8 protein-coding genes and 3 tRNA genes are annotated in these 13,083 nt (G+C 62.2%); 8 read left to right on the forward strand and 3 right to left on the reverse strand.

Going from position 1 to position 13,083, the window contains the following annotated elements:
• Window positions 1-6: 6 nt before the first annotated feature.
• From AB5Y89_RS10390 to AB5Y89_RS10400, 3 genes are all read left to right on the forward strand, one after another.
• A tRNA-Val gene (locus AB5Y89_RS10390) sits at window positions 7-82 on the forward strand.
• Between the two features lie 22 nt (window positions 83-104).
• Window positions 105-180, forward strand: a tRNA-Lys gene (locus tag AB5Y89_RS10395).
• A gap of 19 nt (window positions 181-199) precedes the next feature.
• Window positions 200-275: transfer RNA gene (locus AB5Y89_RS10400), tRNA-Val, on the forward strand.
• Window positions 276-322: 47 nt separating this feature from the next.
• Here the strand turns inward: AB5Y89_RS10400 and AB5Y89_RS10405 are convergent.
• On the reverse strand, window positions 323-2,428 hold the full coding sequence (locus AB5Y89_RS10405; protein WP_201970086.1) for a methyl-accepting chemotaxis protein: 2,106 nt from the start codon (window positions 2,426-2,428) through the stop codon (window positions 323-325).
• A 142-nt stretch (window positions 2,429-2,570) separates the two neighbouring features.
• On the opposite strand from AB5Y89_RS10405, the gene nadA reads away from it, so the two are divergent.
• A complete protein-coding gene (gene nadA / locus AB5Y89_RS10410) occupies window positions 2,571-3,644 on the forward strand; it encodes a quinolinate synthase NadA (RefSeq protein ID WP_368223717.1) in 1,074 nt (357 codons plus the stop codon).
• A gap of 71 nt (window positions 3,645-3,715) precedes the next feature.
• Here nadA and AB5Y89_RS10415 read toward each other — a convergent pair whose 3' ends face one another.
• On the reverse strand, window positions 3,716-4,576 hold the full coding sequence (locus AB5Y89_RS10415) for a D-hexose-6-phosphate mutarotase (protein ID WP_368223718.1): 861 nt from the start codon (window positions 4,574-4,576) through the stop codon (window positions 3,716-3,718).
• Window positions 4,577-4,681: 105 nt separating this feature from the next.
• Window positions 4,682-5,677 (reverse strand): type I glyceraldehyde-3-phosphate dehydrogenase, encoded by a 996-nt coding sequence (gap, locus tag AB5Y89_RS10420; protein ID WP_010672882.1) that lies wholly within the window; start codon window positions 5,675-5,677, stop codon window positions 4,682-4,684.
• A gap of 346 nt (window positions 5,678-6,023) precedes the next feature.
• Between gap and malQ the strand changes: the two genes are divergently transcribed.
• From malQ to msrB, 4 genes are all read left to right on the forward strand, one after another.
• The gene (malQ, locus tag AB5Y89_RS10425) at window positions 6,024-8,213 is read left to right on the forward strand and encodes a 4-alpha-glucanotransferase (protein ID WP_042883055.1); all 2,190 of its coding nucleotides are present in this window, start codon (window positions 6,024-6,026) and stop codon (window positions 8,211-8,213) included.
• Window positions 8,214-8,295: 82 nt separating this feature from the next.
• Window positions 8,296-10,473: a 1,4-alpha-glucan branching protein GlgB gene (gene glgB / locus AB5Y89_RS10430; RefSeq protein ID WP_069652455.1), complete on the forward strand. Its 2,178-nt coding sequence runs from the start codon at window positions 8,296-8,298 to the stop codon at window positions 10,471-10,473.
• Complete coding sequence (gene glgX, locus AB5Y89_RS10435; protein ID WP_323944404.1) at window positions 10,473-12,611, forward strand: glycogen debranching protein GlgX; 2,139 nt, start codon at window positions 10,473-10,475, stop codon at window positions 12,609-12,611. The genes glgB and glgX overlap by 1 nt, the downstream gene beginning before the upstream one ends.
• A gap of 56 nt (window positions 12,612-12,667) precedes the next feature.
• On the forward strand, window positions 12,668-13,054 hold the full coding sequence (gene msrB / locus AB5Y89_RS10440; RefSeq protein ID WP_010672886.1) for a peptide-methionine (R)-S-oxide reductase MsrB: 387 nt from the start codon (window positions 12,668-12,670) through the stop codon (window positions 13,052-13,054).
• The last annotated feature ends 29 nt before the right edge of the window (window positions 13,055-13,083 follow it).

The following is a 13,083-nucleotide window of genomic DNA, read 5'->3' on the forward strand; positions in this document are numbered from 1 at the left end:
ATCCCAGGTCGTTTAGCTCAGCTGGGAGAGCACCTCCCTTACAAGGAGGGGGTCACTGGTTCGAGCCCAGTAACGACCACCATGCTTTAAAAAATGATTTCGATGGGTCGTTAGCTCAGTCGGTAGAGCAGTTGACTTTTAATCAATTGGTCGCTGGTTCGAATCCAGCACGACCCACCATCATTTCAGTCTTGTCCCAGGTCGTTTAGCTCAGCTGGGAGAGCACCTCCCTTACAAGGAGGGGGTCACTGGTTCGAGCCCAGTAACGACCACCATATTGAAAAGCCCGCAGCGATGCGGGCTTTTTCGTTTCCGTCTCCCATCAGGTTCGCAGTCGATCCAGCTCGCTTGCCAGGGTGGTGGCCGCCTGTTCCAGTGCCTCGCTCAGGCGCTGGCTGGCATTGGCCTCTTGTCCCAGGGTGGTGGCGGCGTCGCCGATGCGCATCAGGTTCTGGTTGATGGTGTCGCTCACGGCACTCTGCTGCTCGGCGGCGGTCGCCACCTGGCTGATGTGATCATGGATCTGCTGGATCTGGGTGACCACCTGATTGAGTGCCTCGAAGGCCTGCTCCGTGCCTTCAACCGTGCTCACCGAGCGGGCGATCCCCGTGCTCATCAACTGCTGGCTGCTGGTGACCTCGGTTTGCAGGCTGCCGATGAGCTGCCCTATCTCGTCGGTGGATGAGCGGGTCTTGTTGGCCAGCGCCCTCACCTCGTCCGCCACGACGGCAAACCCCCTGCCCATGTCGCCGGCCCGCGCCGCCTCGATGGCTGCGTTGAGGGCCAGCAGGTTGGTCTGTTCGGCAATGGCCCGGATCACATCGAGAATATGGCTGATATTGGTGCTGCGCTGGGCGACCTGGGCGACCGCCTTGTCGGCCTGATGCATGTCCTCGACCAGGGTATGGATCTCGTTGCGGGCCCTGCTCAAGGTCTGCTGGGCCGTGCTGACATGGTGGGTCGCCGCTTCAGACTCCTGCGCCGCCTGTTCCGCATAGCCCGCCACGCTGACTGCCGTGGTGCTCATCTCGTGCATGGCGCTGACCACGCTCTCCAGCTCCAGGCTCTGATCATCCAGGCTGCTGCGCATGGCATCGGCCGTCTGCTTCATGCCCCTGGCCTGCTGATGCACCTGTTGCCCAATCTGCTTGCTGCCCTGCACCATGGCCCTCAGCTTGCCGAGGAAGGCATTGAGATGCCTGCCCAGCTCGATGAGCTCCTGGTGGGTGTCGATACGCATCTGCTGGGTCAGGTCGCCCTCATTGCTGGCGAGGTGGGAGACGTGGCGGCTGATGAGGGAGAGGGGCGCCGTGATGGTCTGGATGAACCAGACAAGCAGGCCCAGGGCCACCAGGGTGATGACAACGATGGCAACCAGCTGCTGCTGCTGGGTCGCCTGCAACAGGCTGCCGAGCTGCTGGCTGATGGTGTTGGCCTGGCTGAGGGCGAGGGCCTTGGGCACCTTGATCATCAGCCACCACTGGTTGTCGGCAGCCTCGATCCGTATGGGCTGCTGCAGGATGAAATCGCTGTCGGTATCGGCGGTGTGTCCATTCGGGGCAACCAGTCCGGCCTCTGTCAGGGGGCGCCCCAGTTTGTCCGAATGGCGGTTGCTGCCGACGATGAAGCCCGCCTTGCTGACCAGGGTGACCTCGGCCTGGTTGTCATAGAGGCTCTTGCCAAGGTGCTCGGCCAGTTGCTGGAAGATGGGCAGGTTCATGTCGACCCCGGTGATCCCGGCAAACTTGCCATCCTTGAGGACGGGCACCGTCAGGCTGGTCATCAGCATCTTCTGGCCAGGGCTTATCTCGTAGAGGTAGGGTTCCATCAGGCAGGGGCGACGTGTCTCGCGACCGCAGAGATACCACTCGCTGTTGCGAATGCCGAATTCATTGCGCGAGGTGTCGAACTTGGCGTCACTGGTGGCGGCATCTATGGTCTGCTGCGCGATGTTTCCGTTCTGTTCCCGGGTGAAATAGACCTCGAGACTGCCCTTGCCGGCAACCGAATGGCTGGCGCCCGTCTGCCAGTCGGCGTCCTGTCCGTCGTAACCGTTGGGTTCGAACTGGGCGTAGATGGAGCTGATCCCGTTTGCCTGGCGCAGGCGGCTGCCAAGCAGGAGCTCCACTTGCGGGCGACTCAGCCGCTGGTCCGGCTGGGCCATGCTTCCTTCAAGCTGCGCCGCCATGCCGAGCGGTATCTGATAGGCCTGCTGCAACTGGTCTTCGATCTGCACGGCATACCGCTCTGCCTGGAATTGCAGGGAACGGGAAACCTCCTGCTCCAGGGCGCCACGGGTCTGCGCCATGATGTCATCGCGCAGGCCGTTCAGCGAGGAGGACTGTATCCATGTCATGGCGACGCCACTGGCGAGAAAAAGCCCCAGCGTGAGCAACAACAACTTGGTCTTGAGCGAACGTTGTTTCATTCGACAACTCCTTTTGGCAAGAATGACAACGATATGGTCGGAGCGGGTCCTGACAGTTGTACTGTACTGGATTTGTTGATGGGTTTGTGCACGGCTTCTGGTTATAATTTTGGCCTTCCCGAGCGTTGATGGAACAGTCGCAATGAGCAATGCACTGAGCAGTATTCCGCCGGTAGTCGAGATGGACTACCCCTTCCCGGCCAAACCACAGCCCCTGACTCCCGAGCAGAAGGCGACCCTGATCGCCGAGATCAAGGTGCTGCTGCAGGCGCGCCAGGCCGTGCTGGTTGCCCATTACTACACGGATCCCGAGATCCAGGCCCTGGCAGAAGCCACCGGTGGCTTCGTGGGTGACTCCCTGGAGATGGCCCGCTTCGGTCGCGACCATGCAGCCCAGACCCTGATCGTGGCCGGTGTGCGCTTCATGGGAGAGACCTCCAAGATCCTGAGCCCCCACAAGCGGGTGCTGATGCCGACGCTGGAGGCCGAGTGCTCTCTTGATCTGGGTTGTCCCATCGACCAGTTCTCCGCCTTCTGCGATGCGCACCCCGATCACATCGTGGTGGTCTATGCCAATACCTCGGCAGCGGTGAAAGCACGGGCCGACTGGGTGGTCACCTCCAGTATTGCACTGGAGATCGTCGAACATCTGGACAGTCAGGGTCACAAGATCATCTGGGGCCCGGACAGACACCTCGGCGCCTATATCGAGAAGAATACAGGGGCCGAGATGCTGCGCTGGCAGGGTCACTGCATCGTGCACGACGAGTTCAAGGCCAAGGCGCTGCGCGAGCTCAAGGCCCAGAACCCGGATGCCGCCGTGCTGGTGCACCCGGAGTCCCCGGCCTCCGTCATCGAGCTGGCGGATGCGGTGGGTTCCACCAGCCAGCTCATCAAGGCCGCCAAAGAGCTGCCCCAGCAGAAACTGATCGTGGCGACCGATCGCGGCATCTTCTACAAGATGCAGCAGGCCTGCCCGGAGAAAGAGATGGTGGAGGCGCCCACCGGCGGTGATGGTGCCACCTGCCGCAGCTGCGCCCACTGCCCCTGGATGGCGATGAACGGCCTGGTGGCCATCAAGGAGGCCCTGACCGATGGTGCCGAGCGTCACGAGATCCATGTGGATGAGGCACTGCGTCTCAAAGCGCTTGTCCCGCTCGATCGCATGCTGGATTTCGCCGCCGAGCTCAAGCTCAAGACCCAGGGCAACGCCTGATCGTCGCTGATGGCAAGATGCAAAGAGGGCTCCCGCGGGAGCCCTCTTTAATTTATCCGTCAGCCGTATCGTCAGATGATGACGGTGGAGAAGCTGTGCTCCTCGTCGGGCGGGACGGTGATCCCGTCCTCGGCGGTGATGGCCGCCTCGACACAGAGCATGGTGCGATAACCGTCGTCACTCATGTCGGCCATGGCGCTGGCCCCTTCCTGCCAGGGGGTCCAGACCACCACGCTGTCGTGGTTGCCGCTGACCACCCGGGTGGTGCGCTCACCATCCTGCACGCTGACCATGGCATCGGGCTGGCGGTAGATGCGATCCATGGCTGCGGTGACGGTCAGCGCGCCCTGTTGCAGTTCGTTTCGGCCGGTCAGCTTGTCCAGATAGGGTTCGCCGAGGCCGGTCACGGTCACCGCTTCCGGCGCACTGATCTGCAGGTAGGTGTGCAGGGCGGCATTGTAGGTGAGCGCTGACTTGCCGGTGTTGCGGGTGGTCAGCACCAGGGAAAGCTCCTTGCCGACCAGTACGTCCAGCTCCAGCTCGAAGGCATGGGGCCAGAGTGTCCTGCTGGCATCGTTGTTACGCAGGGAGAGGTGGACGAGTGTGCCATCCCCGTGATCGGAGACCCCATCCAGCGTCCACAGGCAGTTGCGTGCGAAGCCATGAGCCGGCTTGCCGCTGCCAACGCGAGCGGAGGAGGGGCCGAACCAGGGCCAGCAGAGGGGAATGCCGCCGCGAATGGGCTTGCTGCCATCCAGTATCGCCTTGTCGCTGAGCCAGAGAGAGGCCGGCTCACCATGGCGTTGGTACCGCAGCACATGGGCGCCAAACAGGCTTATCTCGGCCCTGGCGTGCTCATTGTCTATGGTCAGCAGGGGCAGGCCATCCTGGCTCAGGGTGCAGTGGGCAGTCAGCGTACGTGTCGGTGTCATAAAGGCTCCAGTGCTCGGGGACATTCAGAAAGGGTCCGTGATTCAGAATACAAAAAGGCGGCCATTGGCCGCCTTTTTTCAAGCTACGCGATTGCGCATCCCAAATTACTTGGAGATGTGAGCGATCAGGTCCAGAACCTTGCTGGAGTAGCCCATTTCGTTGTCGTACCAGGAGACGACTTTCACGAAGGTCTTGTTCAGCTGGATACCAGCCTTGGCATCGAACACGGAAGTCTGACGCTCACCCAGGAAGTCGGTGGAAACCACTTCGTCTTCGGTGTAGCCCAGCACGCCCTTCATGGCGCCTTCGGAGGCAGCCTTCATGGCCTGGCAGATTTCAGCGTAGGACGCTTCTTTCTTCAGGTTGACGGTCAGGTCAACAACGGACACGTCCGGAGTCGGAACGCGGAAGGCCATGCCGGTCAGCTTGCCGTTCAGTTCCGGGATGACCACGCCAACAGCCTTGGCAGCACCGGTAGAGGACGGGATGATGTTCTGAGCCGCACCGCGGCCACCGCGCCAGTCTTTGGCAGACGGACCATCAACGGTCTTCTGGGTAGCAGTGGTAGCGTGAACGGTGGTCATCAGGCCGGATTCGATACCGAAGGTATCGTTCAGAACCTTGGCGATGGGGGCCAGGCAGTTGGTGGTGCAGGAAGCGTTGGAAACGATGTCCTGGCCAGCGTAGGAATCCTGGTTGACGCCCATGACGAACATCGGGGTAGCGTCTTTGGACGGACCGGTCAGTACGACTTTCTTGGCACCGGCAGCGATGTGCTTGCGAGCGGTTTCGTCGGTCAGGAACAGACCGGTTGCTTCGGCAACAACGTCAACACCGATTTCGCCCCATTTCAGGTTGGCCGGGTCACGTTCAGCGGTAACACGTACGGTTTTGCCGTTGACGATCAGGTTGCCGTCTTTGACTTCAACAGTGCCCTTGAAGCGACCGTGAGTGGAGTCGTACTTCAGCATGTAAGCCATGTAGTCAACGTCGATCAGGTCGTTGATACCAACCACTTCGATGTCAGCACGCTCAGCGGCCAGACGGAAAACGAAACGACCGATACGGCCAAAACCGTTAATACCTACTTTGATAGTCATAATTGGTTACCTAACTGTTCAGTAGTCAAAGAAAATTCCGTTTGTAAATTTACTAGAACTCCCTCGCGAGTCAACCAACAATCTGCGCGAAATTGCGCTATATCATGAAAAACTGTGAAATTTATTTTCGGTTTATGTAACTGGCTACCAACTTTTGTTGAATGCATCATCAGCAAAGTCGGTGGCAGAGAACAACAATAGTGCCTGCCCGGTCACACATCCAGCCGGGGAGATATGTAAAAATGTGCGCGGTTTAGCATGGCCAAAGAGCCACTGTTCAAGTACCAACCATAAAAATTAATCACAAAATAGCGTAGACAGAATCCACAGCGGGAATTCTCAAACTATGACCACCCTGATTGAACAGCTGGCTGCCGCCAAAGGCATTGCCAGTGAGTATGTTGATGCCTGGGGCCAGCCGGCCCTGGTATCGGAAGAGAGCAAGGCCGCCATGCTGGGCGCCATGGGCTACCGCGTCGACGACGAGGCCGCCCTGTCCGAACAGCTTGAGCAGGAGCACCGTCAGCACTGGCTGCGCGCGCTGGATCCCGTGATGGTGGTACGTAGCGGCGACGCCGTTACTCTTGAGGTTCGCCTCCCCATCGAATTCGTCAACGATGCCCTCACCTGGCAGCTCCAGCAGGAGCAGGGTGCAGTGCTGTCCGGTCAACTCACCCCCATCGAGGGTGAGCTGGTCGGGGTGGCCGAGTTCGAGGAGATGGAGTGCCAGGCCTATCGCGTCACCCTGGATGTGCAGCCTGCGCTGGGTTATCACCAGCTCATCCTGCTGGAAGAGGGCAATGACGAGCCGCTGGCCACCATGCGTCTCATCGTCGCCCCCAAGTCCTGCTACAAGCAGGCGCCCATCGCCAATGGTCGCAAGGTGTGGGGCCCGAGCGTCCAGCTCTACTGCCTGCGCAGCCGCCACAACTGGGGCATCGGCGATTTCAGCGATCTCGGCCAGCTGGTTGAGAATGCCGCCGCCTGGGGAGCCCACTTCGTCGGTCTCAATCCCATCCACGCCCTCTATCCGGCGAACCCGGAGAGTGCCAGCCCCTACAGCCCCTCTTCCCGTCGCTGGCTCAACGTCGCCTATATCGATGTGGAAGCGGTGCCCGAATTCTTGGGCAACGATCGCCTGAAAGCGGAGGTGGCGAGCCCGGCCTTCCAGCAGCACCTCACCTCCCTGCGGGTCAAGGACAACGTGGATTACACCGGCGTCATCCAGACCAAGATCGGGATGCTGCGCCAGGTGTTCGACCAGGCCAGCTTCAGCGCCGAGCGTCAGGCTGCGTTCGATGCCTTCGTGGCTGCCGGCGGTGACAGCCTGCAACAGCAGGCAGCGTTTGACGCCCTGCAGGCCCACTTCTATGCCAAGGGCGAGAATGCCTGGGGCTGGCCGGTCTGGCCCGAGGCGCTGCGCGATTACCACAACCCCGAAGTGGCGGCCTGGATGGCCGAGCACCAGCAGGATGTGGCCTTCTATCTCTATCTGCAGTTCCTGGCTGACGAGCAGCTGGCCCGGGCCGATGCCCGCGCCAAGGCCGCCGGCATGGTGATGGGGATCTACCGGGATCTGGCGGTCGGCGTCTCCGAAGGTTCCACCGAGATCTGGGCAAACCGGGATCTCTACTGCCCGAAAGCCTCGGTCGGTGCACCGCCCGACATCCTCGGCCCCCTCGGCCAGAACTGGGGCCTGCCCCCCATGAACCCGAACCAGCTGTTCGAGGCCGCCTACCAGCCCATGGTGGATCTGTTCCGTGCCAACATGCGCTCCTGCGGCGCCCTGCGCATCGACCACGTGATGGCCTTGCTGCGCCTGTGGTGGGTGCCGCCCGGAGAGTCCGCCGCCAAGGGGGCCTACATCTATTATCCGGTGAACGATCTGCTGGGGATCCTGGCCCTCGAGTCTCATCGCAACCAGTGCTTGCTGATCGGCGAGGATCTGGGGACCGTGCCGGAGGGGATCGACGTGACCCTGAAAGAGAACGGCGTCCACTCCTACAAGGTGTTCTTCTTCGAGCGTTCCAAGGACGATGGTGGCTTCATCTCCCCGGCGCACTACGCCGAGCAGGCGATGTCCGCCCTGACCACCCACGACATGCCGACCCTCAAAGGCTTCTGGCACTGCGACGATCTGGCGCTGGGACGCGAACTGGGCCTGTACCCGGATGAAGACGTACTCAAGACCCTGTATGCTGATCGCCACCAGGCCAAGCAGCGGATCCTTGACAGCCTGCATGCTCATGGGGTCATCTCTGGCAATATCAGTCAAGACGTGAACTGGGTCGGCATGAATACCGAGCTCAACCACGGTCTGCAACTGCACATGTCCCGCGGCAGCTGTGCCCTGTTCAGCACCCAGCTCGAAGACTGGCTGGAGATGGACAAGCCGGTCAACGTGCCGGGTACCAGCTACGAGTACCCCAACTGGCGTCGCAAGCTCTCCCGGGATCTGGAGGATATCTTCGCCGACGAGGCGCTCAAGAATCTGGCGGGCAAGATGAGCCGGGCCCGTGACGAGGCCAGCCGTTGAGCTTTGAACGCCAACATGTGACTCACTTTCATCCGCTTCGGCTTCGGCCGAAGCGGATGTTCAGCCATCAAAGGAAATGTCGATGCCCGTTGAACGTTTGGTTGCCGCCCGCTGTGCCGATCCCTTCTCCCATCTAGGCCTGCTGGCCAATCCGGATGGGCCAGGCCTGAAACTCACCGCCTGGTTGCCCGATGCACTCGAGGTCCGGGTCAGGGATCTCAAGTCAGGCAAGATAGTTGCCACCCTGACCGCCGCTGACGAAGCGGGCCTCTTTGAAACTGTTTTCACCCGCCGCAAGAATCCCTTCCCCTACCAGCTCATCGCGACCTACGCCGACGCCAGTGCCGACATCATCGATCCCTATCAGTTCCAGGCTGCCGCCTGGGAAGGGCTGGCGGAACTCACCTGGCAACCGGAAAACCTCTACCACACCCTCGGCGCCCAGTTGCGCACCGTGACGCACCTCGGCCAGCAGGTGGAAGGGGTACGCTTTGCCGTCTACGCGCCGAGCGCCACGGCGGTGAGCCTCATCGGCGATTTCAACTTCTGGGATGGCCGCCGTCACCCCATGCAGCGCAGCCAGTGCGGCCACTGGGTGCTGTTCGTGCCGGGGCTCAAGGCCGGGGATCGCTACAAGTTCGAACTCAAGGACCCGGCGGGCAATCGCCTGCCCCACAAGAGCGACCCGGTGGGCTTCTACTGCGAGCAGTACCCCTCGTTCGCCTCCGTGGTCTATGACCACGGCCAGTACCAGTGGCAGGACGCCGACTGGCGCGAGAGTCAGCTCAATGACAAGCGCGAGCAGCCCCTTTCCATCTACGAGTTGCACGTGGGTTCCTGGAAGCGCCACTCCAACGGCGACAGCCTGAGCTGGCGCGAGCTGGCGGTGGAACTGGTGGATTACATCAAGGAGATGGAGTACACCCACATCGAGCTGCTGCCAGTCTCCGAGCATCCCTTCAGCGGCTCCTGGGGCTACCAGCCGGTGGGCATGTTCTCCCCCACCAGCCGCTACGGCACGGCCGACGATTTCAAATACTTCGTGGATCAGTGCCACCAGGCGGGGATCGGCGTGATTCTGGATTGGGTGCCCGCCCACTTCCCGTCCGATGCCCACGGCCTGGCCCGCTTCGACGGCACGCCGCTCTACGAGTACGAAGATCCGCGCCGTGGCTGGCACCCGGACTGGAACTCCTACATCTATGACTTCGGTCGCGATACCGTGCGCCAGTTCCTGGTGGCCAGCGCCCTGTTCTGGCTCGACAAGTTCCACATCGACGGCCTGCGGGTGGATGCGGTCGCCTCCATGCTCTATCTGGATTACTCCCGCAACGCCGGTGAGTGGGTGCCCAACGTCGATGGCGGCAACCACAATTACGAGGCGATCAGCCTCTTGAAGTGGACCAACGAGGAGGTGTACGGCAAGTACCCCCACGCCATGACCATCGCCGAGGAGTCCACCGCCTTTGCCGGGGTCTCCCGTCCCACCTTCCTCGGTGGCCTGGGGTTTGGCTTCAAGTGGAATATGGGATGGATGCACGACACCCTCAGCTACATGCAAAAAGAGCCCATTCACCGTCGCTACCACCACAACGACATGACCTTCTCCATGGTGTACCACTATGACGAGAACTTCATTCTGTCCCTCTCCCATGACGAGGTGGTCCACGGCAAGCACTCACTGCTCTACAAGATGCCGGGGGACGAGTGGCAGCAGGCCGCCAACCTGCGCGCCTACATGGGCTTCATGTATGCCCACCCCGGCAAGAAGCTCAACTTCATGGGCACCGAGATCGCCCAGAGCAACGAGTGGAATCATGATGCCCAGCTGCCCTGGCACCTGTTGCAGTACCCCAGGCACGGCGGCCAGCAGCGGCTGATCCGGGATCTCAACCACCTCTATCGTCATGAACCTGCCTTGTATCAGGCGGATTATGAACAGGCCGGTTTCCGCTGGCTGGATCATCAGGACGCGGACAACAGCATCTTCGCCTGGCTGCGGGCCGACAAGCTGGGGGCCCATCCGCTGGTGGTGGCCTGCAACTTCACCCCGGTGCCGCGCATCGGTTACCGTCTCGGGGTGCCGGCTGCCGGTCGCTATCGGGTGGTGCTCAACACCGACAGCGAGCATTACTGGGGCAGCAACTATGATGTGGGTCTGGTCTTCGTCGCCGAGGCGACCCCCTGGCAGGGGATGGCACACAGCCTGGTGCTGGACTTGCCGCCGCTCGCGACCTTGTTCATCAAACAGGAGTCCTGATGTTTGAAATGGAAAACGGGGTAGATCACCCGCTTGGCGCCCGTCTGGACGAGACGGGCTGCCACTTCTGTGTCTGGGCTCCCCAATCGGACAAGGTGGAGCTCTGCCTGTTCGACGACGAGGAGCAGGAGCTGGCGCGTCTCCCCTTGCCCGGTCGGCGCGGCCAGTACTGGTTCGGCCACGTGCGCGGGGTCAAGGCTGGTCAGCGCTATGGCTACCGGGTGCATGGCTCTCCCCAGGAGGGGTTGCTGTTCGACCCGGACAAGCTGCTGATAGACCCCTATGCCCGGGCACTGAGCCGTCCTACCCACTGGGACGATGCCCTTTACGAGGGGGACAGCGCGGCCATGGTGGGCAAGTCGGTGGTGGTGGACGATGCCTTCGACTGGCAGGGGGTCGGCAAGCCCGGCATCCCGCCGGAGCGGGTCGTGCTCTACGAGACCCACGTCAAGGGGTTCACCCGCCAGCACCCCGGCATCCCCAAGGCGTTGCAGGGCACCTATCTGGGCATCAGCCACCCGCTGATGATCGAGCATCTGCAGGGGCTGGGGGTGACCTCGGTCCAGCTGATGCCGGTGGCGGCCTTCATGTCCGAGCCCAGGCTCGAGCAGCTGGGGCTCACCAACTACTGGGGCTACAACCCCATCGCCTTCTTCGCGCCCGAACCGCGCTACGGGGCGAAGGATGCGGTGACCGAGTTCAAGACCATGGTGCGCGAGCTGCACCGGGCTGGGCTCGAGGTGATCCTGGACGTGGTCTACAACCACACCGCCGAGTCGGGCTTCGACGGCCCCATGCTCTCCCTCAAGGGATTTGACAACGCGGGCTACTATGCCTTCGAGTCGGGGGCCCACGGTCCGGATTACCATCGCCACGCCAACGTCACCGGCTGCGGCAACAGCGTCAATCTGGATCACCCCAATACCCTGCGACTGGTGCTCGATGCCCTGCGCTACTGGGTCACCGAGATGCAGGTGGACGGTTTCCGCTTCGATCTGGCGGTCACCCTGGCGCGGGAAGCGGGGGAGTTCGATCCCATGAGCGCCTTCTTCAAGGCCATGATGGCGGATCCCGTGCTGGCGCGGGTCAGGCTCATCGCCGAACCCTGGGACATCGGCCCCTTCGGCTATCGTCTCGGCCAGTTTCCGAGCCAGTGGCTGGAGATCAACGATCGTTACCGCGACACGGTGCGCGCCTTCTGGCGCGGGGATGCGGGCAAGATGGGGGATTTTGCCACCCGTCTGGTGGGCTCGCGGGATCTCTTCCCGAAGAACTGGCGCTCCCCCCACACCAGCGTCAACTACCTCTGCTATCACGACGGCTTCACCCTCGAGGACCTGGTCTCCTACAACCAGCGCCACAACCAGGCCAACGGCGAGGACAACCGGGACGGCCACGGCAACAACCTCTCCAGCAACCACGGGGTGGAGGGGCCGACCCTGGACCCGCGCATCAACAACCTGCGCCAGCAGCAGAAGCGCAACCTCATCGCCACCCTGCTGCTGTCACAGGGGACGCCCCACTTTCTGGCCGGGGATGAGATGGGCCGCAGCCAGCTTGGCAACAACAACGCCTACTGTCAGGACAACCAGATAAGCTGGGTGAACTGGCAACTGCGCCCGGAGGACGAGCGGCTGCTCGCCTTCACCCGCCAGATGATGGCGCTGCGGGCGGAGTCAGGGGTCTTCTCCAACCTGCAACTGAGCGACGACGGCTGGAACGGCAAGGCGACCAGCTGTCACCAGGTGAACTGGTATCACCCGGACGGCCATCAGCTCACCGATCAGGACTGGCACGCCCCCATGGGGCAGGCGTTTGCCATGGACATCGGCATGATCGGCTGCACCGGGGAGCGCTGGTACGTGCTGTTCAACGCCAGCGACTATGACATCCAGTTCCGCCTGCCGCCGCCGGGGGAGGGCATGGAGTGGATCCAGACCATCGACACCGCCACCAACGACGGCCTGCCCTTCCTGCCGGACGACATCAAGCGGCAGGTGGCGGTGGGGCGTGCCCACTCCCTCAAGCTGCTGGAGCGGGTCGCCCTGCCGGCGGCGGTGCTGGCGAGTGAAGGGGTGGTGGCAGCGGATGTTGTCGCCGTGTTGCCAACGGGATCACAGTTCCCGCTGGCGGGGTAGAGCCAGGCGCCCTGACTGGGTATGCTGGGCACCGTTATCAGTGGTGAGGAGCCGGAATGAGCAGTAACAACCCTGAACAGTGGCGCGACAAGCTGAGTGCAGAGCAGTTCCACGTCTGCTGGGAGAAAGGGACCGAGCGTCCCTACAGCGGTGCCCTGCTGCACAACCGCAAGAGCGGCGATTACCACTGCGTCTGCTGCAAGCAGGTGCTGTTCCACTCAGGAGCCAAGTTTGACGCGGGCTGCGGCTGGCCCTCGTTCGACCGGGCCATCGAGGGGACGGTGACCTACACCGAGGACAACAGCCACGGCATGAAGCGGGTGGAGATCACCTGCAGCCAGTGCGGCTCCCACCTCGGCCACGTCTTTCCCGACGGGCCGACCGAGACCGGCCAGCGCTACTGCGTCAACAGCCTGAGCCTGGATTTCGAGCCCGACGCCTGATCCCCGACACGACCAGCGGCGCCTCCCTT

Source organism: Aeromonas sp. s4, from assembly GCF_040907855.1.
Classification (GTDB): Bacteria; Pseudomonadota; Gammaproteobacteria; order Enterobacterales; family Aeromonadaceae; genus Aeromonas; species Aeromonas caviae.